18 protein-coding genes are annotated in these 21,362 nt (G+C 64.6%); 15 read left to right on the forward strand and 3 right to left on the reverse strand.

All coding sequences use genetic code 11. From position 1 onward, the window contains the following. The first annotated feature begins 28 nt into the window (after positions 1-28). From AC5Y2S_RS18775 to AC5Y2S_RS18790, 4 genes are all read left to right on the forward strand, one after another. The gene (locus tag AC5Y2S_RS18775) at positions 29-2,716 is read left to right on the forward strand and encodes a helix-turn-helix transcriptional regulator (protein WP_499957549.1); all 2,688 of its coding nucleotides are present in this window, start codon (positions 29-31) and stop codon (positions 2,714-2,716) included. A 137-nt stretch (positions 2,717-2,853) separates the two neighbouring features. Beyond that, positions 2,854-4,044: an acyl-CoA dehydrogenase family protein gene (locus AC5Y2S_RS18780; protein ID WP_499957550.1), complete on the forward strand. Its 1,191-nt coding sequence runs from the start codon at positions 2,854-2,856 to the stop codon at positions 4,042-4,044. Positions 4,045-4,055: 11 nt separating this feature from the next. Further along, positions 4,056-5,138, forward strand: coding sequence for a spirocyclase AveC family protein (locus AC5Y2S_RS18785; RefSeq protein WP_499957551.1), 1,083 nt, complete (start codon positions 4,056-4,058; stop codon positions 5,136-5,138). 9 nt (positions 5,139-5,147) lie between these two features. Then, positions 5,148-6,638 carry an MCE family protein gene (locus AC5Y2S_RS18790; protein WP_499957552.1) on the forward strand — a complete coding sequence of 497 codons (1,491 nt, stop codon included), beginning with the start codon at positions 5,148-5,150 and terminating at the stop codon, positions 6,636-6,638. Positions 6,639-6,810: 172 nt separating this feature from the next. Here AC5Y2S_RS18790 and AC5Y2S_RS18795 read toward each other — a convergent pair whose 3' ends face one another. Beyond that, on the reverse strand, positions 6,811-7,419 hold the full coding sequence (locus tag AC5Y2S_RS18795; RefSeq protein WP_499957553.1) for a DUF305 domain-containing protein: 609 nt from the start codon (positions 7,417-7,419) through the stop codon (positions 6,811-6,813). A 722-nt stretch (positions 7,420-8,141) separates the two neighbouring features. Between AC5Y2S_RS18795 and AC5Y2S_RS18800 the strand changes: the two genes are divergently transcribed. The 10 genes from AC5Y2S_RS18800 (at position 8,142) to AC5Y2S_RS18845 (ending at position 19,525) form a co-directional block, all read left to right on the forward strand. Further along, complete coding sequence (locus tag AC5Y2S_RS18800; RefSeq protein WP_499957555.1) at positions 8,142-9,089, forward strand: MlaE family ABC transporter permease; 948 nt, start codon at positions 8,142-8,144, stop codon at positions 9,087-9,089. Beyond that, a complete protein-coding gene (locus tag AC5Y2S_RS18805; protein ID WP_499957557.1) occupies positions 9,086-9,949 on the forward strand; it encodes an ABC transporter permease in 864 nt (287 codons plus the stop codon). The genes AC5Y2S_RS18800 and AC5Y2S_RS18805 overlap by 4 nt, the downstream gene beginning before the upstream one ends. Positions 9,950-9,953: 4 nt before the next feature. Beyond that, complete coding sequence (locus AC5Y2S_RS18810) at positions 9,954-11,363, forward strand: MCE family protein (protein ID WP_499957558.1); 1,410 nt, start codon at positions 9,954-9,956, stop codon at positions 11,361-11,363. 45 nt (positions 11,364-11,408) lie between these two features. Then, positions 11,409-12,437 (forward strand): MCE family protein, encoded by a 1,029-nt coding sequence (locus AC5Y2S_RS18815; RefSeq protein ID WP_499957559.1) that lies wholly within the window; start codon positions 11,409-11,411, stop codon positions 12,435-12,437. Between the two features lie 26 nt (positions 12,438-12,463). Beyond that, positions 12,464-13,861: an MCE family protein gene (locus tag AC5Y2S_RS18820; RefSeq protein ID WP_499957560.1), complete on the forward strand. Its 1,398-nt coding sequence runs from the start codon at positions 12,464-12,466 to the stop codon at positions 13,859-13,861. Then, the gene (locus AC5Y2S_RS18825) at positions 13,858-15,261 is read left to right on the forward strand and encodes an MCE family protein (RefSeq protein ID WP_499957562.1); all 1,404 of its coding nucleotides are present in this window, start codon (positions 13,858-13,860) and stop codon (positions 15,259-15,261) included. Before AC5Y2S_RS18820 ends, AC5Y2S_RS18825 begins: the two co-directional genes overlap by 4 nt. Positions 15,262-15,293: 32 nt before the next feature. Further along, on the forward strand, positions 15,294-16,415 hold the full coding sequence (locus AC5Y2S_RS18830) for an MCE family protein (protein WP_499957978.1): 1,122 nt from the start codon (positions 15,294-15,296) through the stop codon (positions 16,413-16,415). 1 nt (position 16,416) lies between these two features. Then, a complete protein-coding gene (locus AC5Y2S_RS18835) occupies positions 16,417-17,916 on the forward strand; it encodes an MCE family protein (RefSeq protein WP_499957564.1) in 1,500 nt (499 codons plus the stop codon). Further along, on the forward strand, positions 17,880-18,596 hold the full coding sequence (locus AC5Y2S_RS18840) for an Rv1363c family protein (RefSeq protein ID WP_499957566.1): 717 nt from the start codon (positions 17,880-17,882) through the stop codon (positions 18,594-18,596). Before AC5Y2S_RS18835 ends, AC5Y2S_RS18840 begins: the two co-directional genes overlap by 37 nt. A gap of 92 nt (positions 18,597-18,688) precedes the next feature. Then, positions 18,689-19,525, forward strand: coding sequence for a hypothetical protein (locus AC5Y2S_RS18845; protein ID WP_499957567.1), 837 nt, complete (start codon positions 18,689-18,691; stop codon positions 19,523-19,525). 10 nt (positions 19,526-19,535) lie between these two features. On the opposite strand, the gene AC5Y2S_RS18850 is transcribed toward AC5Y2S_RS18845, so the two are convergent. Both AC5Y2S_RS18850 and AC5Y2S_RS18855 read right to left on the reverse strand, forming a co-directional pair. Continuing rightward, entirely contained in the window at positions 19,536-19,961 is a 426-nt protein-coding gene (locus tag AC5Y2S_RS18850) for a hypothetical protein (RefSeq protein WP_499957568.1), read from the reverse strand. A gap of 205 nt (positions 19,962-20,166) precedes the next feature. Next, a complete protein-coding gene (locus AC5Y2S_RS18855; RefSeq protein WP_499957569.1) occupies positions 20,167-20,679 on the reverse strand; it encodes a CAP domain-containing protein in 513 nt (170 codons plus the stop codon). Positions 20,680-20,883: 204 nt separating this feature from the next. On the opposite strand from AC5Y2S_RS18855, the gene AC5Y2S_RS18860 reads away from it, so the two are divergent. Further along, positions 20,884-21,327, forward strand: coding sequence for a lipoprotein LpqH (locus AC5Y2S_RS18860; RefSeq protein WP_499957570.1), 444 nt, complete (start codon positions 20,884-20,886; stop codon positions 21,325-21,327). Positions 21,328-21,362: the final 35 nt, after the last annotated feature.

The following is a 21,362-nucleotide window of genomic DNA, read 5'->3' on the forward strand; positions in this document are numbered from 1 at the left end:
CGTTCACGGATAATAAGGGAATCCGCCTGTGCCGCGGCCCGGTCGTCGTATCGTGGGCGACGTGCTCACGGTTTGGCCCTTCGTCGGACGCGCGCAGGCGCTGTCAGAAATCGAGCGCGTCCGTACCGAAGGTCTGTGCAGCGGTGTGGTGCTCGCCGGCGTGGCCGGTGTGGGTAAGACCAGGTTGGCGGTCGAGGCGCTCGCGCTGGCTGAGCGCCACGGATTCGCCGCGATGCGAGCGACGGCGACCAACACCGCGCGCGGCATCCCCTTCGGGGCGGTGGCGACCATCCTTCCGCTGTCGACGCATTCATCGGCGTTGAACGATCGTGCCGCGATGATCCATCGCGTGTCTCAAGCGCTGGTCGAGCGCGTGGCGCCACGGCGGCCCGCCTTGCTGGTCGACGACGCCCACCTCCTCGACGATGCGACTGCGACACTCGTTCATCAGCTCGCGAGCTCGGGCGCCGCGTTCGTGTTGCTGACCGTGCGGTCGTCCGAGCCCGTGCCCGACGCGGTGCTCAACCTTTGGAAAGACCGGCACGCTGAACGCATTACGGTCGAAGGTCTCGGCCCGGAGTCGGTCGGAGAAATCCTCGGGGCGGTGCTTGGCGGCCCCGTCGATCATGGGCTGGTGCGACGACTGGTCGCGCGCACTCGGGGAAACGCGCTGTTCATTCGGGAACTCGTTTTGGGTGCGGTCGAGGACGGCAGCCTCCGCAACGACGAAGGCCTGTGGCGCCAGGTGAGTGCCATCAGACCGTCGGAGCGGCTGGTGGAGCTGGTGCAGGCGAGGCTTTCGCTGTTGGGCCCGGCGCAGCGCGCCGTGCTGGAATTCTTGGCCTTCGGCGAACCGCTGGGATCCGAACTGTTGCGTGTGCTCGCCGACCCGGAATCGATCGAGGAGCTGGAGCGCCGCGGCCTGATCGTCAGCGAGGCGTGTGACCGGGGACTGCAACTGAGACTGGCGCATCCGCTGTATGCGGACGTCGTCCGCGCGAGAACGCCCGCCATTCGGACCGTCTCCGTCGCCCGTGCGCTCGCCGAAGCGGTCGAATCCGCCTTTGAAACCGATGATCTGCGGCGCCCGGAAGACACGCTTCGGATCGCTACCTGGCACCTCGAGTGCGGAGGCGGGTCCTCCTCGCTGATGCTCGAGGCAGCCCAGGCAGCGCGTGGCAGTTATGACTTCGACCTTGCCGCCCGGCTCGCCGAGGCCGCCGTCGAACGTGGCGCCGGCTTCCCTGCGCGACTGTTGGCGATACAGGTGGCGGCGTTGCGCGGACGCGGTGCGGAGGTCGAGCGCAACCTCGAGAAGCTCGCCGCGCTCGCGAGAACCGATGCGGAGAGGGGAGCCATCGCTCTGACCCGGCTCGACAACGTCGCGTTCAGCCTCGCGAAGATCGACGACGCATTGCGGCTGGCGGAGGGCGCCGAGGCGGAGATCGCCGATCCGGCGTGGAAGGACGAGGTGCGCGCCCGGCGGGCCAGCCTTCTGTTGGTCGCCCCCTCGGGTGGCCCACGAGCCGCCGTGGCCGCGGCCGCGCCGCTGCTCGAGCGGACCACCGGCAGCGCCAAAGTGTGGGCCTGCTTTACCGTGTCGTGCAGCCTTACCCGTGTCGGCCGCATGCACGAGGCGCTGCACTGGGCGCACGAAGGCGCCTCCGAACACCTGAAGCTGCAGCAGCCCATCGAGTGGCATCCGTGGATCCATAACTACAGTCGCGGCGAAGCCCTGGCTCAGCTCGGCCGGCTGCATGAGGCCGGCGCGCTTGCCGTCGAGCAGTACGAGAAGGGCATCGAGGAACGGTCGGTTGAACGCCAGGCCTTCTTCGCCTGGCAACTCGCGACGCGCGTGGGGGAGCACGGCGATGTCCGCTCGGCGATTCAACGCTGCCGTGAGGCCCGCGCGCTCTACGAGCAGCTCGGCCGGCCATTCTTCGTCCGGCACTGCCTGGTTCACCTATCGCTCTCGCTCGCCCTCGGAGGCCGGGCCGACGACGCGGTCGAGACCCTGACGGGCCTGGATGCGATGGACCTTTCGCCCCGGTTGTTCGCCTATAGCGGCGACCTACTGCAGGCACGCGCATGGACCGCCGTCGCGCAGGGCGACATCAAGGCCGCCCGTGACTTTCTCCGGGAGGGGCTTACGCTCGCCGAGGCAACCGGTGATCTCATCGGGCAGGCCACCGCCCTGCACGGCTTGGCGCGCCTCGGGCAGGCCAGGCGCGTCGCGCCGCGCCTTACCGCGCTCGCCGGCGAGATCGAGGGCGACCTCTTCGCCGCCCGGGGCGCGCATGCGAGGGCACTCGCTCGGGCCAACCCCGACCGGCTGCATGAGGTGTCCGAGGTCTTCGAAGGGATGGGCGCACATCTGCTTGCGGCGGAGGCCGCGGCGGCGGAGGTATCCATCCGAAGGCGAAGGGGTGACTGCCGGAAGGCCACCGCCGCCCGACGTCGCGCCGACGCCTTGCTGCAACGCTGTGACGGGGCGGTTGTGCTCGGTGTCGGCGGGCTCGGCAACGAAACCGCGCTTACCCCGGCCGAATTGCGGGCGGCGATGCGGGCCGTGGTGGGCTGTTCAAACAAGCAGATCGCCGAGGAGTTCCACCTATCGGTGCGGACCGTCGAGCACCAGCTGCAAAGCGCCTACGACAAGCTCGGCATCTCCCGGCGGGACGAGCTGGCCGGCGTGCTGCCCGCCCCGACACACTGAGGGCCGCCGTCGGCCGATTTGGGTAGTGGCTACCCATGCGCGCGCAATCTCGCGCTGGTTGCATCTCCGCTGTCGGCATGCCCGCCTTGACCCCGGCTGCCGCGACCACTCCCATGCCGAGACGAATGAGGTGCCAGGTGACCGCCACGAATGAAATTGTTTCCCCCGCCGTCGAAGTGGACGACGTTCTCATCGAAGCGGCCGAGGCGCTGATCCCTCAACTCGCCGCCCGCGCCGACGATGCGGAGCGCCAGGCGGGCCTGCCCGAGACGACGATCAGCGAACTCGACGACCTCGGAATCCGTCGGATGGCGCTGCCCAAGAGCGTCGGTGGCCTGGAGGCCTCGCCGAGGACCATCGTCGGCGTGACGGAGGCGCTGGCCCGTGGGTGCGCCTCGACGTCATTCATCAATACCGTGTACACGGCCGCGGCGTATCTGATCTGTCAGCTGCCCGATCCCGGTTGGCAGGCGTTTGTCGCCAGCGACAACCCCACTTCCACCATCACCGTCAACCCCGGTGGCACCGCGGTTCGCGAGGGAAGCGGTTATCGGGTTTCCGGCAAGTGGCCGTTCGGGACCGGCCAGCAATACTCCGGCTGGTGCTTCGCCGCCGCGCTCATCGAGGGCGACGGCGACGTCCCGGATGCGGGCTTCTTCCTCATTCCCCGCCACGAGATCGTCCCGCTCGACGACTGGAATGTGACCGGCCTGTGCGCGACCGCGTCCAACACGCTCACCGGACAAGACATCTACGTTCCGGAGGAGCGGGTGCTGCGCATCGGCGACTTCCTTGCGGGACGGTCGGATTCCAGCCTGGTCCGCGAAAACCCCTACTACCAGCATCCCGCCGCCGCCTTCACGCTGGCCTGCTTGCCCGGCACCCCGCTGGGCGTCGTCGCGGCCGCGCTCGAAGTCTTCCGCAGTCGCGTCGGTAAGCGCGGCATCACCTACACCTCCTACCTGCGGCAGGCCGATGCCGCGCTCACCCACCACCAGATAGACACCGCGACAATGAAATTGGATCAGGCGCGGTTCCACGCAGAACGCCTCGCCGACACGGCGTCGAAGCGAGCGTCCGACTTGGACATCGAGACCCGCGCCCGCTGCCGCGCAGACACCGGATGGACGGTTCGCCTGTGCCGCGAGGCCGCGGACGTGATTCAGGCCGCGTCCGGCGCGAGCGCCATCCACCGCAAGGACGCGCTTCAGCGCATGTTGCGTGACATGCAGGTGATCTCCGTTCACTCGCTGCTGTTGCCGACGACCAACTCCGAGGTCTACGGGCGCGTGCTGTGCGGCCTGGACCCCGACACGGCGTTCCTGTGAGGTGGGGCGCGATGACCATGACCGACGAGCCGCTCGGGATCCGCGAGCCCGCGCGCCTCAAGCCGCGAACGCCATCGTGGGGCTGGCCGCAGTGGCTGGCCGTGGCGGCCGTGCCGTTCCTGTTCCTCGAGGGTTGGACGCTGATCGCCTGGCTGATGGACGGGCCGCACCAGGTGACCATGTACCGCGGCCACAGTCACGGTCTTGAGTGGTGGGGAGCCCGCATCACGGAGGCGGCTGTCATCGTCATCTCCGCGATCGTGGCGACCAAAGTGGTGCGCGATTGTCTGCGGCAACGACGGATCCTCACCTTCGACGTGATGCTCTGTGCCAGTACGGCATTGATGATCTGGGGTTGCGGCGGCCTGAACGTCTTCCAGCCGAACTTCGTCTACACCTCGGAGTTCGTGAACCTCAACGACCCGTGCGGCCACCTGCCGTTCGTGGTGAACCCCGACTGCGGCCGCCTTCCCTTCCCGCTGATCTTCCTCGGCCTGCTGTTCACGTTCGGATTGCCGGGCATCGCCATGCTGGCCAACGTCGTCGTCGTCCGCCCGGCGCGGCGCCGGTGGCCGGAGCTGTCCAACGCCAAGCTGTTGGGATTGATACTGGTCTTCACCGCGGTGATCTCGCTCGCCGAGCCGCTGGCGATCATCCCCTTGCACCTGTGGAGCTACCCGGGGGGCCCGTGGGCGATTCGCCTGGGTGGCGACGCGTGGCGCTGGCCCATCTTCCCCGAATACTTCGTCTTCATCCTTTTCGCGGGCCTGCCGGCAGCGCTGCGCAACCTTCGAGATGACCGGGGCCGCAACGTTCTCGAACGCGGCCTGGACCGCTACCGGCCCGGTGTGCGGACGCTGATCATCTTCCTGGCGACCTACACGGCGATCCAATTGGTGTTGTGGATTCCGGGCACCATGCCGGACTGGATCCTGGGATGGCGGGCAACCGAGTGGGCCAAGTTGCCGCTTTCGGTCAACAACGGGCTGTGTGATCAGCCCGGGGTTATCGAGGGCACGCGGTACGGACCCTGCCCCGGCAGCCCTGGCTACCGGATGCCCGTGAGTGGCTCACTTCCCGGCAAGTCACCCTAGGCCGCCGACGTGCGCCTCGATCGGCGAACCATCCTCACCTTGGCGGTCTTTGCGGTGATCTCTATGGTCGCTGCGGGGATGGTTGGGTTGTATTACGCGCAGCTGCCGGCGGTGTATCTGGGGATTGGCCGCTACACCGTGAGGGTGGAGCTGGATCGGGCGGGGGAGTTGTACCGTGCCGGCAATGTCACCTATCGCGGGGTGGAGGTCGGCAAGGTGTCCAAGGTGCACCTGACGAATGCCGGTGTCGAAGCGGTGTTGTCATTGCGGTCGGGTGTTGATATTCCGGCGGATCTGATCGCGCACGTGCATAGCGCGTCGGCGATCGGTGAGCAGTATCTGGACTTGGTACCACGCAGCGGCACGGCGCCGTTCCTCAAGAATGGCGATGTGATCCCGGCGGATCGCACTTCTGTTCCACCGAACATCAATTCGTTGTTGGCGGCCCTGAGTCGGGGATTGAATGCGATCCCGCGCGCGAACCTCAAGACGGTGGTCGACGAGTCCTATCTGGCGGTGGGCGGGCTGGGCCCGGAGCTGTCCCGGTTGTTTGGTGGGAGTGCCAAGCTGGCCAGCGGGGCGCGTCAGAACCTGGATGCGATCACCACGTTGATCGATGAGACCAAGCCGATCTTGGATAGCCAGATCGATTCCTCGGACGCGATCCAGGGCTGGGCGTCTCACCTGGCCGGCATCACCAGGCAGCTGCAGATCGCTGAACAAAACGATGCGGCCTTCAGTGCTGTGTTGCGTGACGCCGGCCCCGTCCTGGATTCGGCGCGGCAGCTCTCCGATCGATTGGAGCAGTCGCTGCCGGGTGTGGTGTCCAATTTGGTGCCGGTGGGCGATACCGCGCTGGCCTATCGCGACAATCTCGAGGCGCTGTTGGTACAGGTGCCCCAGGTGGTGGCCGATTCGCAGGCCATCCAGTTGCCGGACAAGGACCTCAAGGGTCCCCATAAGGGTCTGGGGTTGAGTTTCAATTTGAATTTGAACTGGCCGCCGCCGTGCACGACGGGGTTTTTCCCGGCCCAGCAACAGCGTTCGGCGGTGTTCGAGGACGCCCCGCCGCGTCCGCCGGGGCTGGTGTATTGCCGGATCCCGCAGGATTCGACGTTCAATGCGGTGCGGGGGGCGCGCAACTACCCGTGCGAGACCCGGCCCGGCAAGCGGGCTCCCACGGTCAAGCAGTGTGAAAGTGAGCAACCCTATGTTCCGCTCAACGACGGGTTCAACTGGAAGGGTGACCCCAACGCGACACTGACCGGACAAGGCGTGCCGCAGTTCGACCCGGGGATGCAGATCCCCGCGGGATTTCCCGGGGCGCCACCGGCCGCGCCGGGCCAGGCGCCTCCATCGCCCATCGCGGCGGCCGACTACGACCCAGCCACCGGAGAATACGTCGGCCCCGACGGCCAACGATACGACCAACCCACCCTGGCCGGCGGCCCCGGCAACCAGCGAACATGGCAACAAATGCTCACACCCTCTGGTAGGTGACCGCGCCGTTAGCGTCCGTTCACCACCTGGACACAAACCGTCGATGCTCGACGGCGGGGAGCGGCCAACCCAACGGCCGGCCAGTTGCTGCCGGGAGGCGACCGGCCACGCACCCACTCCAAGAATCAGTGCCGTGTCGACGCGGCGGTGAATGACCGCGTGCAACCAGCGCTTAGCCTGCCAAGAGCTGTTCCATCTGGCCGATCTCGGCCTGGCGCGTCTTAGCGATCTGCCTGGCAAGGCTGGTTGCGTCCACGTTCTTTCCACTCGCGACTTCGGTGTTGGCCACCTCGATCGCCCCCTGATCGAGACCGATCATTGACTTCAACCAGAGCGTGTCGAATTCCGGGCCGTGCAGCGATTCAAGGTTCGCCATAGTGCTGTGATCGATCGTTCCTCCAGGTGTGCCACCAGGCCCAACTTCGCCGGGCTTGTTGCCCTGACCCTCCTTCCACTGGGCCCGGAGAGCCTTCAGCACCTGCGTGTCCACCTCCAGGGCCGACGCGGTCTTGGCGGCCAAACTGACCAGGTCGGCGTTACCGGACCGATCCGGGACCAGCCGCGACACGCTGACCCCCTGCTCCTCGAGTGCGGTCATGTCGTTCGCAAACGTGACATCGGCGGCGTTATTGGCGGCCGGTTCGCCGGTGATGAGTGGCTTCTCGTCTGCTCCGGTGGGATGCGCGTGGTCACCAGAAGGCGAGCCGCTACAGGACGCCAAGAGCAACGCGGTAGACCACGCCGCGAGAGCGACGGCGATTCGGTCGATGAGCGACGGCACGGCGCCAGCGTAGTGGATATCGCAATTCCCTTACTCTTGATCTAGTCATCGACTGCGAGCCCCACGGCGACGCCATTACCAGCCGGCAGATTTTTTACTCACGCGTCAAATTGTGACCTGCGTTGTGGTCCAACCGATTAGGGCCAGGAATTGTCCGGCCAGACGATCACGGCGGTCACCGAACATTTCTGAAGGTGTCTTAAAAAGAGCGATGCCGAGGTGGAGGCTGAATACTCGCCCGGAGAGGCGCGCTTCGGCCGCGGCGAGAGCGCTTCCCTGCCACAGCCGTCGAGAGTATAGCGGCGCTAAACCATAGCGCTTAAAGATCATTCGCCGGCTGGGCCGACCTCCGGTCACATTCGTCGCCCGGTCAGATGGCAGGTCCAGGTGTAGCCGGAATGCGCGACGGCCGGTCTCGAAATGTTGTTTAATCTTGATAAAACTATGCTGTTCCCAATGCTCGAGCACCTCGCAGTTCGGGCTCCGCGATTCGCTTGGTGATCTCATCAAAGATCAAGCAAGCCAGTTTAAGTCGACTAACGCACCTGACCCGCTCGAGCCTATGGCGAAAGTTTTGAGACGGCGAGGACAGAAAACCCTTGACTTAGGACCGGCCGCTGCATAATGTGGTCCCGCACACGTCAGGCGAGAGTGTGTGGTCCCGCACACATCAGCTCGAAGCCGGACCCGAGGAAAGAGCGAGATGGGCAGGGATGGGGGAGATGGACATATTGCCGCAAACCGAGTCGCGCCCTGCCCCGGTGCGGTCGGCAAGCGCGGTTGGTGACACGGGAGAGGCACGGTCGGCACGACAGATTCAAAAGCTTGAGGAAGCAATTCCAAACGGCATCGAGCAACGTGTCAGGGGTTCGGCAGCGAGCTCGAGCATCCCGTTGGTCGGGCTAATCAAGCCGCTGCGAACGCCGCTCCGAGAGGTCGGCGGTTTTATGGCGTTGGCGCTCGACACCTTTGTGCAAGCCATGCGTCTGCCGTTCTTCTGGCGTGAGTGCATCGAGCAGTGCTGGTTCGTCGCTCGGGTCGCGACCTTGCCCGCCATCGCGCAGTCAATAGCTTTCAACGGAATGGTTGTGTTCCTCTTCGGCGTCGCAGCGGTCTCATTCGGCGCGGGTGACATCAACGGGGCGGCCTCGGGACTGGCCACGATATCGCAGATCGGCCCGGTTACCACCGTGTTTGTCCTCAGCGGTGCGGCAGCCACGGCGATGTGCGCCGACCTGGGGGCACGCACCATCCGGGAGGAGATCGACGCAATGAAGGTGTTGGGCATCGACCCGATTCACCGATTGGTCGTACCCAGGGTGGCGGCGTTGCTCATCACCGGAAATTTGATCAACGGCGTGGTGATCATCGCTGGGTTGTGCGCCGACTATATGTTCGCCACCTACGCCTTGAACGGCAATCCAGGTGCCTTCGCGTCGAGCGTGACGCTGCTGACCAACTTTCCCACAGTCATTGTCAGCTTTATCAAAGCCTCGATCTTCGGAATGCTCGCCGGCTTGATCGCCTGCTACAAGGGCATCACCGCGGGCGGCGGTCCGCAGGGCGTCGGCAACGCGGTCAACGAGACCGTCGTGTACACGTTCATGGCCCTGCTGATCGTGAACATCATCATCAGCGTCATCACCGCGACGACGACGTTGGCGACATGATCGACGACATAAAGACGGTCACCAGCGCCCGCTTTCCGCGGGTGACGCGCAGCGCGCGGAACTGGGCGGGCGAATGGAATCGCCTGGGCGAACAGACGGCCTTTTATGTCAAGGCCCTCGTGTCCACTCGAGACGCCATCGTGAAATACAAGGCGGAGACGCTCCGGGTCGTCGCCGACATGGGCTTAGGCGTCGGCGCGCTCGCCCTGATCGGCGGCGAAGTGGTGATCCTCGCGGTCTTGACGGGGAGTGCCGCGGCCATCGTCGGCATTTTCGGCTACGTCCAAGCGAGCAGCCTCGGCGTTGGCGCGATCGCGGGGTTTTTCTCTGCCTATGCGAACGTGCGCCTGCAGCTTCCGCTCATCGTCGCGAACGGTCTGGCGGCCACTATCGGCGCCGGTGCCACCGCGCAGCTCGGCGCGATGCGGATCAGCGAGGAGATCGACGCACTGGAGGTCATCGGCATCCGTTCGATTCCCTACCTCGTTTCGACCCGGGTGCTGGGCGGTCTGCTGGTAGTGCCCCCGCTATATTGCGTGACTTTCGTCGGATCGGTATTCACGACTCGAACTGTCGTCATCCTCGCCTACCACCAGGGGGCAGGCGGCTTCGACCACTGGTTCAACACGTTCCTGCTGCCACGCGACGTGCTCATGTCAGGGTTCCAGTGCACAGTGCAGGCCGTCATCGTCATGTTGATCCACACCTATTACGGCTACACCGCCTCCGGCGGGCCCGCGGGCGTTGGCGAGGCGGTCGGGCGCGCGGTGCGCGCCTCCATCGTCGTATCGATAACCCTGACGTTCGTGCTGTCATTGGTCCTCTACGGGAAGTCCGGCGACTTCCACCTGTCGGGATAGCGCGATGAGACAGAAGCGCAAGGTGCACCCGGGCTGGTGGGCACTGCTCCTGGTCAGCGCCATCCTCGGGTCCATCCCGCTCATCGTCATCGCCTTCAAGAGAGATTTCACGTCGTATGCCAACGTGACCCTGGTGGCGGAGCGCGCCGGTCTGGTCATGGACGCCAACTCGATCGTGAAGTACCGCGGCGTGGAGGTCGGCCGGGTGGCGTCGATCGATCCGAAAGACGGAGCGACTCTTCAGCTGGAGCTGGATCCCGACCAGCTGCAATACATTCCAGCCAACGTGGAGGCACAGATCAGCTCGCCCACCGTGTTCGGGGCGAAATACGTCGATCTGCGTCCGCCCAGCGACCCGAGTCGCAAGCGGCTGGCATCGGGGGCGGTGTTGAGCACCACCAAGGTGAGCATCGAGGCGAACACGGTCCTCAAGGACCTGGTCGGTGTGCTGAATCAGATCGACCCGGCCAAGATCAACGCGGTGATCTCCGCGTTGGCCGAGGGGTTTCGCGGGAAGGGCGAAGCAATCGGGCAGGCCATCACCGACTTCAACCAGGTGTTGCTGGCGGTCAACCCGCGGAGCGAATTGATCCGGGCCGACTGGAACGCGTTCCAGGGCTTCAGCGACACCTACAGCGCCGCCGCCCCGGACCTGATGGCCACGCTGGACGCCGGGAGCGCAGACAGTGTGGTGATCACCAAGTCCGCGAAAGACCTTGACGCTGCCCTCATTTCGCTGTCCGGTCTATCCAAGAGCGGCGAAAATCTGATCGGCCCGAACAAGGGCAACATCATCCACTTGATCAACTCGCTCGAGCCGACGACGCGGTTGCTGATGAAATACAACCCGGAGTACACGTGCATGTTCCTCGGCGCGAAGCTCCTCATGGACCGGGGCTACGCCGATTCGTTCACCTACAACGGACGGTCGTTCATCGCCGATGCCGGGCTGCTCTTCGGGGATGACACGTATAAGTATCCGGATAACCTGCCGGTGCTGGACATCAAGGGCGGCCCCGGCGGAACGCCCAGCTGCGGTTCGTTGCCCGACGTGGAAAAGAACTTCCCGCAGCGGTATCTGATCACCGACTCCGGATTTGGCAATGGCATGGACGTGCGGCCCAACCCCGGTGTCGGCTTCCCGGGTTACGTCAACTACTTCCCGTCCACCCGCGGGACACCCCTACCGCCGACCATGAAAGACCAGGGGGGTCCTGCGCCGGGTCCGGTGCCATACCCGGGCGCGCCACCCTATGGTGCGCAGCGATACGCCCCAGACGGAACGCCCCTCTATCCGGGCCTGCCCCCGGCGCCTCCGCCCGGCAGGCCGAAGGACCCGGGCATGGGCAATCCCCCGGCAGGTTCGGAGCCGTTCGTACCGCCCTTCCCGGGGACACCGGTCAAGCCCCATTAGAGCCGCCGCCAGCGCACCCCAACCCGCGTCCAAGAAAGGCAGACGTTGCACGAGAACTTTCGAGGCATAATGTTGCGCTTTGCCGTCTACGCTGCCGTGTGTTTGGCAGGCATCGCGCTGCTGTTTCTCGTGTTCTCCCAGTACCGCTTCGAGAAGTCGAACACCTATAGCGCGGTGTTCGCCAACGTGTCCGGGCTCCGGGAAAATAACTTTGTCCGCATCGCCGGCGTCGAGGTCGGCAAGGTCAAAAAGATCGCCGTGCAGCCCGATTCCACGGTGCGGGTCGAATTCACCGCGGATGATTCGGTGGTGCTGACCGAGGGCAGCAGGGCGGCGGTCCGCTACGACGACCTCTTCGGCGGCCGATACATGACGCTGGAGGAAGGCGCGGGGGCACTCAAGAGGCTTGATCCGGGGGCAACCATCCCGCTGAGCCGGACCCAGCCGGCGCTAGACCTCGACGCATTGATCGGGGGCCTGCGACCGGTATTTCGCTCGCTGAACCCGGACCAGGTCAACACGATCAGTGGCCAGCTGATCCAGGCGCTGCAGGGCCAGGGTCCGACGATCGGGTCGGTCTTGACCCAAGCCGCGGCGGTGACCAACACCCTGGCCGACCGCGACAAGCTGTTCGGCGACCTGATCACCAACCTGAACACCGCACTCGCCTCGCTCGGCGACCAGAACGGTCAGGTCGGCAAGGCTGTCGACTCGTTGTCGACACTCATGTCCACCCTGCAGGCCCGCAGGGACGACATCGCCCAGGGGTTCAAGGGCGCCGACCAACTCTTCTCGACGGGCGCTGAGGTGCTGAGGAGGGCCCGCTCTCCGTTGAAGAAGGTCGTCGACCAGACCGACCGGGTTGCCGGCACCGTGATGGCCGACAAAGACTTTGTCGACAATCTGATCAATACGCTGCCCGACGACTACCAGATCATCGGCCGGGAAGGGCTTTACGGAGACTTCTTCACCTTCTATCTGTGCGACCTGATTCTGAAGGTGAACGGCAAGAACGGGCAACCGACCTACATCACCTTGGCGAGCCAGCGGTCGGGGAGGTGCGCTCCGAAATGAGACGCCTCTACAGACGGCTTTTCCAAATGCGACAGTTCTCCGAACGCAACTTGTATCTCATCGGCGGGATCGGCATCGCCGTCGTGGTTGTGGCGATACTCCTCGCGACCAATTACGACAAGCTGACGTTCATCACCGGCGAAAAGGAGTACTCGGCGTATTTCGCCGAGGCGGGCGGGGTGGAAACCAATAGCGTCGTCGAGGTCTCGGGTGCCCGGGTTGGGCGGGTTTCCAGTGTCAGCCTGGACGGCCCACGGGTGTTGATCAAGTTCCGCATTCCCGGCGATGTGCGGCTCGGTGACCGCACCGAGGCCGCTGTCAAGCTGAAGACTCTGTTGGGTAGCAAGCTCATCGAGCTCACGCCACGCGGCGAGGGCCGGCTCACCGGGCCGATACCGCTGGAACGGACCACGCCGGCCTATCAGCTGCCGGATGTCCTGGGTGATCTTTCGACAACCGTTGCCAAGCTGAACACCGACCAGCTGTCCGACGCGCTTTCCGTGCTGGCCGGCGAATTCAACGGCACCCCGCCGGAACTCAAGGCGGCGGTGGAAGGCGTGGCGCGGTTCTCGCAGACATTGAACGAGCGTGACAAGGAGCTGCGAAACCTTCTCAGCAACGCCGGCAAGGTCACCGACGTGTTGGGGAAGCGCAGCGACGAGATTGTCAAACTCGTCGGTGACACCAATTCTCTGCTGGCCGCGCTGAAATCCGAAAGCCGTTGGCTCGACAAGGTTTTGGTGGATAATGCCAACATCGCCCGGGCGCTGGGGGGAATCGTCGACGACAACCACGCGACGCTGCGGCCCTCGCTGGAGAAGCTCAACTCGCTGGTGGCGCTCCTCAACAACCGCAAAGGACGCATACAGGAGGCGCTGAAGGGGCTCGACAGCTTTGCGCTGGCGCTGGGCGAAGCGGTTGCCTCGGGTCCCTTCTTCAAGGCGTACCTCGTCAACCTGCTACCGGGACAGTTCATTCAGCCGTTCATCGACAGCGCCTTCTCCGACCTCGGAATAGACCCCGCGACCCTGTTGCCCTCGCAGCTCACCGATCCGCAGACCGGTCAGCCGGCCACTCCGCCGTTGCCGATGCCGTACCCACGGACCGGCCAGGGCGGTGACCCACGCATGAACATTCCGGACGCCATCACCGGCAACCCCGGCGACCGGCCATGCAGCGTGCCGGGCCGGGCGGGTGCTCCCGGGTGCTATCCCCTCAGGCAGGAACCGCCGGCGCCGCCGCCGGGCGGGCCGCCGCCGGGACCACCGGCTCAAGGTCCGGGTCCGGGCAACGCCTCGACGGGGCCGATCCAGGAGCCGGCGCCCGGCCAAATGCCGCCGAACCAAGGTCCCGTCATCGCGCCGAGAGAGTCCTTCGGTCCCCGGCCCGGGCCGCCGCAATCCGCTGAGGGAGGCCAACAGTGAATTCGCGTAAGACACGGATCGCGCTGGCCGCCGTCCTGGTGGTGGCGCTGATCGGTGGGGCGGCGGCGTTGATGCAATCCTCGGGAGGCCGTACGCATGTCGTCGGATACTTCGACAACGCCAACGGCATTTTCGTGGGCGACGCCGTGGAGATCCTCGGCGTCGCCGTGGGCAAGATCGACAAGATCGAACCGCAACCCGACCGCGTCAAGATCTCGTTCTCGTATGACGACAAGTACAAGGTGCCCGCCGACGCGAAAGCGGTTGTCCTGTCGCCAAACCTGGTGACGGTCCGGGCCCTGCAGCTGACGCCCGCCTACACGGGTGGGCCGGCCCTGGCCGACGGCGCGGTGCTCCCGCTGGCCCGCACCGCCGTCCCGGTGGAGTGGGATGACCTTCGTGGGCAGTTGGAGAAGCTCACCGACATTCTGCAACCGACCCGGCCTGGCGGTGTGAGCACGCTGGGGGCGTTCGTCAATACCGCCGCAGCCAACTTGCACGGCCAGGGCGCAGAGATTCGGGAGGCCGTTGTCAAGCTGTCCCAAGCGGTCTCCGCGCTCGGCGACCACAGCGGCGACCTGTACGGCACGTTCAAGAACCTGGCGGCGCTGGTTTCGGCGCTGCATGACAGCGGCGGCCTGCTGCGTCAGCTGAACCAGAACCTGTCTGCGGTGACGAGGGTGTTGACCAACGACCCCAACGAGGTTGGAGACTGGGCTACTTCGCTCAACGAGGTGCTCGTCAAGAGCAAGAAGTTTCTCGACGACAATCGCGAGACGCTGGGCGTGAGTGCGGACAAGCTCGCCGAGCTGACCACCGCCTTGGACCAGAGCCTCGACGACATCAAGCAGGCCCTGCACATAGGCCCCAATGTGTTCCAGAACGTGCTGAACATCTATCAACCTTCGCAGGCCGCCTTCACCGGTGCGCTGGCGCTGCAAAACTTCGCAAACCCGTTGCAGTTCTTGTGCTCGGGCGTGCAGGCAGCGTCGAGGTTGGGCGCCGAGCAGTCGGCCAAGCTGTGCGTCCAATATCTGGCGCCGATCATCAAGAACCGGCAGGCCAACTTCCTACCGCTGGGATTGAACCCGTTCGTCGGCCAATCGGCGCGTCCCAACGAAGTGACGTACAGCGAGGACTGGCTGCGGCCCGACTACATCCCCCCGGCCGGGCCGCCGCCCACGGAGGCGTTCCGCACGGTGCCGCCTCCCCCCAATGGGCCGCTGCCACCGGCGAATGAGATTTTCAACTTCTTCGGCAACGGGATGATCAACACGAACGCGCCGAATGTGCCGGCCAAGCCGGCAAATCCGCTGCCCGAAGATCCGGCCACCGGGCTGCGCTCGATGATGTTGCCGAGCGCTGTAGACAACATGGGCGACGTAGGAGGTGGGCATTGAGCCGGCGCAGCTACTGGCGTCGCTGCGGGGCGATGTCTCTGATCGCCCTGGCGGTCGCAGCGGTTTCCGGCTGCGGCGCCCTACGGGACTTCCGGGGTGCGAACTCACTTCCGCTGCCGGGCAGGGTCGGTGTCGGCCCCGGGTCCTACACCATCCAGGCGCAGATGCCCGACGTCCAGAACCTCAAAGAGAATTCGCGGGTCGAGTTCAACGACGTGCTCATCGGTAACGTGGCCAAGGTCGAACGTCAAGGCTGGCACGCGCTGATCACCATGACGATCGAACCCAACGTTGACGTTCCGGCCAATGTGACGGCCGCGATCGGTCAGACCAGCCTGCTGGGAACGTTGCACGTCGAACTGGCGACGCCCCCCGGTGTCGCGGCGGCCAAAGGCAAGTTGCACGACGGCTCGATGATCCCGCTGTCGTCGGCGAGCGCCTATCCTTCCACCGAACAGACTCTGGGCGCGTTGTCGCTGGTGCTCAATGGCGGCGGCCTGGGCCAACTCCAGGACATCACTCAATCGTTGAGCACCGCCTTTTCCGGACGCGAACAGGACATGAGGAGCCTGATCGGGCAACTGGATAAGTTCACCGCGTACCTCAACGACCAAAAAAGCGACATCATCGCCGCGTTGGACAGCTTCAACAACTTGGTCGGTCAAGTCGCAGGCCAGAAGTCGGTACTCGACAAGGCCCTGAAAACCATCCCCGAAGCGATAAGCGTCTTGAAGGACGAACGGGAAAAACTCGCCGACGCCCTTGGCCCGCTGAGCTCATTCGGCGCGGATACCGGCGATGTGCTCGCGCAAACCAAGGAGAACCTCATCAAAGAGCTCGGAGATGTCGGTCCGGTGGAGCAATCACTGGCCAACTCCGGGCTGGCACTGACCCGAGGCCTCGACTACCTCACTGTCCCGCTGTTCTCCAAACCGCCAGTGTCCAAATGGATCAAAGGCGACTACGGGAACTTGACCGGGATATTCGACTTGACGCTGAGCCGGCTTGATTCGTCGTTCTTCACCGGCACTCGGTGGGAGGGCAACCTGACCGAGCTCGAGATGCAGTGGGGCCGCACCCTCGGCGTGATGCCCAGCCCGTACACCGCCCGCAACCCGCTGGTTGCCCCCTACCAGTTCAATCAGGGGCCATGACATGCGTTTACATCGGCGAACCATTATTACCTTGGCGGTTTTCGCGGTCATTTCGACGGTTGCCGCGGGGCTGGTCGGGTTGTACTACGCGCATCTCCCCGCGGTCTACTTGGGGATTGGCCGGTATACGGTGAAGGTCGAGTTGGAGCGGTCGGGCGAGTTGTACCGCGCCGGGAACGTGACCTATCGGGGCGTCGAGGTCGGCAAGGTGTCGAAGGTGCATCTGACGAACTCCGGTGTGGAGGCGGTCCTCTCGTTGAATTCGGGTACGGACATACCCGCCGACTTGACGGCGTATGTGCACAGCGCGTCGGCCATCGGGGAGCAGTATGTGGACCTGGTGCCGCGCAGCGGCAAGGGGCCCCTGCTGAAGAACGGCGATGTGATCCCAGCGGACCGCACCCGCGTTCCGCCGAACATCAATTCGCTGTTGGCGGCGGTCAATCGCGGCCTGAACGCGATCCCGCGACAAGAGCTCAAGACGGTGGTCGACGAGTCGTATGTGGCCGTGGGTGGCTTGGGGCCGGAGTTGTCCCGGCTGATCGGCGGGGGCGCCAAACTGGCCACGGGTGCGCGCCAAAACCTGGATTCGATCCTGACGTTGATCGACGAGTCGAAACCGGTTTTGGACAGCCAAATCGACACCTCGGACGCGATTCAGGGCTGGGCGGCGCATTTGGCGAGCCTCACCAAGCAGCTCGAGACCGTCGAACGAAACAACGGTGATTTCACCGGCACGTTGCACAACGTCGGGCCGCTCTTCGATTCCTTGCACGAGGTGACCGATCGACTTCAGCCCACGCTGCCGGATGTGGTGAACAACCTGGTTCCCGTCGGCGACGTCGCGCTGACCTACCGCGACAACCTCGAAGCGCTGCTGGTGGAGGCACCCCAGATAGTGGCCGATTCCCAAGCGCTACAGCTAGCTGATAAGGACCTCAAGGGCCCCTACAAAGGTCTGGGCTTGAGCTTCAACCTGAACCTCAACTGGCCGCCCCCGTGCACCACCGGGTTCTTTCCGGTCCAGCAGCAGCGCTCGGCCGTCTTCGAGGACACCCCGCCGCGCCCGCCGGGCCTGGTTTATTGCCGCATTCCGCAGGATTCGAACTTCAACGCGGTTCGCGGCGCGCGGAACTATCCGTGCGAGACCCGACCGGGCAAGCGGGCCCCGACGGTCAAGCAGTGCGAAAGCGACGAGCCGTATGTTCCGTTGAACGATGGCTTCAACTGGAAGGGCGACCCCAACGCCACTTTGACCGGGCAGGGCGTCCCACAATTCGACCCCGGGACGCCGATACCCGCGGGATTCCCGGGGGGGCCGCCGGCCGCGCCGGGCCAGGCGCCGGCGGCGCCGCCACCCAACGCGGTGGCTGACTATGATCCGACCACCGGGGAGTACGTTGGTCCGGACGGGCAAAGGTACCAGCAGCCCACGCTGGCTGGCAGTGCCGGCAAGGAGCGAACATGGCAGCAAATGCTGACACCCCCAACGGGGAACTAAACGAGGCAGCGGGGGAAACATCCTCACCGGCATCGCGCGACGATACTGAGGACGGTTCAGCCGACTCCCCGGGGGACGGCGAGTCGGCGACGTCCGCCTCAGAGAGCGGCGACGCCGAAGAGCCGGAGGACTACGACGCCGCGGTCGAAGAAGAGGCCGATACTGCCTCTGGAGACGCGGCGGCCAATTCGCGGTCGACGTCGCATGTCCGCCTGGCGATGATTGTCGGCCTGGCCATCGTCGCGGCCCTGGCGGGAACTGTTGGGTGGCTGGGCTTCCGGGCCTATCAGTCGCATCAGGCCCAAACGCAGCGGCAGCTGTTTCTTCAGGTCGGTCGTCAGTGTGCGCTGAATCTGACGACGATCGACTGGCAACACGCCGAGGGTGACGTTCAGCGTGTTCTTGACTCGGCGACCGGTCAGTTCTACGACCAGTTCTCCAAGCGCAAGCAGCCTTTCATCGACGTCGTCAAGAAGGCGCAGTCGAAGTCGGTCGGAACAATCACCGAAGCGGGCGTGGAATCCGAGTCGGGCGACAAAGCGCAGGTGCTGGTCGCCGTCTCCATCAAGACCACCAACCTCGGCGCGAGTGACCAGCAGCCGCGGGAGTGGAGGATGCGAATCACGGTGGAAAAGTCGGGCGCCGACGCAAAGATCTCCAACGTCGCTTTCGTGCCATGACCAAGCCCCGTTCCGACGACGCCGACCGGAAATCCGCCAAACCGAAGGGGGAATCAGCCGCTGTGCGGGTACGAACCGATGCTGCAAGCGAGTTGGACACTGAAAAGACCGCCGAATCCGAGCCGGATTCGCAAGATGCCGAGCCGGACAAGGCCACCGGGTCCGTCAGGCGGCAGCGGGCGCGGGCCAGCGGTGTAGGAAGCCGGGGCGCACGAACGCGTGCTCGCGGTGTCAGCAAGCCGGCTTCTGACGAGGCCGATGACGAAACCGACCAACCCGCTGACGGATCACGAGCAGGCGACGAGCAAGCGCATTCGGACGCCACGAAGGCGGACGCGCAGGACAGCGAAGACTCCGAGGCCGCGAAATCCGACGCCGCCGAAGCCGAAGAGGCCACAGCCGAGGAGAAGGCCGAGGAGGGTAGGCCGGCCAAGGCCAAGTTCCGCGTGAGCTGGTCCCGGGTGCTGGCCTATGGCGTCATTCCCGGGATTGCGCTGTTATTGGCCGGCGCCGCGGGATTCTTGAAGTGGCAGGATTCCTCGGCGCGTGCATCGCAGCTTGCGGGCATCGAATCGCTGGCGGCCGCAAAGGATTCCACGATCGCTTTGCTGTCGTACAAGGCCGACACCGTTGAGAAGGACCTTGACGCCGCTAAAGGTCGGTTGACGGGTACGTTCAAGGAGTCCTACTCGCAGTTGATCAGCGACGTGGTGATCCCGGGCGCGAAGCGCGGGCACATCTCCACGACGGCCACCGTCCCCGCCGCGGCCTTGGTGTCGGCGACACCCAGCCACGCGGTGACGCTGCTCTTCGTCAACCAGACCGCCGTCGTGGACAAGGAGCCGCCGACCGACAGCACTTCGAGCGTGCGGGTGACTCTGGACAAGATCAACGGTCACTGGCTGATCTCCGGGTTCGACCCGGTGTAGTTCGTGCGCCCTACAGCGTGACGCGCGAGGGCGAGATGTCTTGGCAGAGTGTCAAAGGCTTCGCCGGACTGTCGCTACCCTCCAATGTGTCGGTACAGCCCTGGCCCTTGACCACATACGTCGCACCCGGACGGTAGGGGTAGTAGACCACCGCCGGGTTGGGATCGTATCCCGAGCCGCATTGTCCGGCCGAGTCGTCGCCCTCGACGGACAGGCAGACCGTCGCTTCGGTGTGCGCATGCAACGTGCATGATCCAGGATGCACCGTTGCCGTCACATAGTTAACGCCCGATACATTCACGACTTTCGGCCCGTCGAGCACAAACGAACACTGCCCGGTTCCACCCGGTGGTGACGCGGCCGAGGGGCCCGCGCAGTAGAGCCCGATCGGGAAAATTATCAAAAGGGCCGAAACAGCGCCGAATGATCGGATCATTGGATTAGCCTAGCGCACAGGCGTTTTTCGGGGAATGAACGCTTGTTAACACCTGCGGCGCAGACGCACCAATTATCACTTGGGCATCAACAGCCGCTGGTTGAGATGCCGGATTTGTGGTCGGCGAAACAGAAGGCCGTCGGCGCCGCCTGGCCTTCGAAGCTCGAGTAGGTTTCATATGCCGGTTAAACAGTAGGGCCGACGCTCAGCCCGGTTGGCCATAGACCGCCACAGTCACGGTGCGATCGAACTGATTCGATGACGTCCGCACTCCGATTTGGGTATTGGCGCAGTTGGACATGATCGCGAAGTAGTCAGGCCGGTAGTACCAGTTCCCCAGGATGTCAATGCCATTGATCGACATCGACGGCAGGATCGCCACCGTCTCGGCCGCAGTACCGTTGTAGCCCGCGGCTCGGGCGCGGTCTTGCACCACCGACCCGTCCGAGCCGATATCACCGTCGAGCGCGCGGTTGTTGAGCACGTCGTCGGCATGCCGTTGCGCCGCAAGCTCGAGTGCCGCGTTGGGCTTGAGGTCGGTCGTGCAGCCGGCCTGGCGCTTGATGACGTAGACACTTTGGGCGACGCCGTTGTTGAGCCGATTGTTGTCCGCGTTTGCTGTCGGCGCGGCGGTGACGACGCAGAGCGCAGCGATCCCACCGAGCACGGTCGAAGTCCGCAGCGGCGTCGCGTATCGTGCGGTATCGCAGACTGCCATAACCTCGATCTTTTCATAGTTGATCCGGCAGGTCTATGAGTTGAGATCACTTGTGGGGCTGGATTTGAGCCAAAATCGCAGTCACTGTTCCCGGGTCGATGACGAACGGGCGGAAATTCTGAATCTCAGCGTCCTAAAATGCTTGCGCGAGGGCGCCTAAGTGCCGATACACTTCAGACACGATCGGCGAACAGGAGGATTGCCGTGCGAAACAGGGTGGTTTTCATCGGTGCCGCCGCCCTGATGATCGGTGGCAGCGCCGCCTGTTCATCGGGGCACCAGTCTGCGAATCCAAAACACGAGACGCTGCCTCCCGGCGCTGCGCAGCTCAGCATTGACGGCAAGGACCTGCCGGTCAGCCGGACGGTGGAATGTGCACCGCGGGAGGAATATCTGACCACGATCACCACCGGCAACGACACGTCGGGCGCGACGGTAATGGTGTCCAACGCGGGAAAACTCACGGTTGAGCTTGTTCGGATCCGCAACCTCAACGGCTTTACCGGTGACTACAACCGGGGGCTGGGAAGCGACGCCACCATCACGCTCACCGACAATACCTATCAGATCGCCGGTGCCGCATTCGGTTACGGCTCGAAATCGCCCGAACCGACGACCGCGCCATTCACCATCAAGGTGTCGTGCTGACGCACCACACGTCACGCAAGTTGCTGAAACAATTG

It is taken from the genome of Mycobacterium sp. NGS69, from assembly GCF_059812165.1.